This window comes from Bacillus sp. SIMBA_154 (assembly GCF_046536015.1).
GTDB lineage: Bacteria > Bacillota > Bacilli > Bacillales > Bacillaceae > Bacillus > Bacillus pumilus_P.
The window spans coordinates 1-241 of record NZ_JAWJBV010000595.1; the positions used below are offsets into that span (position 1 = coordinate 1).

At 55.2% G+C, this 241-nt stretch carries 1 protein-coding gene; it reads left to right on the top strand.

Annotated features, from left to right (window positions below):
- On the top strand, positions 1 to 241 hold a 241-nt coding region (locus R0K30_RS23290), incomplete at both ends, for an ABC transporter permease subunit (RefSeq protein ID WP_410613376.1).

Consider the following 241-nt stretch of genomic DNA (forward strand, 5'->3'; position numbering starts at 1 on the left):
GGCGCTGCCCCGCATCTATCGCATTCCCGTTTTGAATCAGTTTGCGAAGCTGTATATCTCTTTTTTCAGAGGAACGCCCATCATGGTGCAGCTGTTCATTGTATTTTACGGCATTCCGGCGCTCACGGCGCTCGCCGGAATTGATACCTCCAAAATGGACCCTTTGTATGCGGCCATCGCCACGTACGCGCTGAGCAGCGCGGCAAGAGCGGCCGAAATCATCAGGGGAGGTGTGAACAGC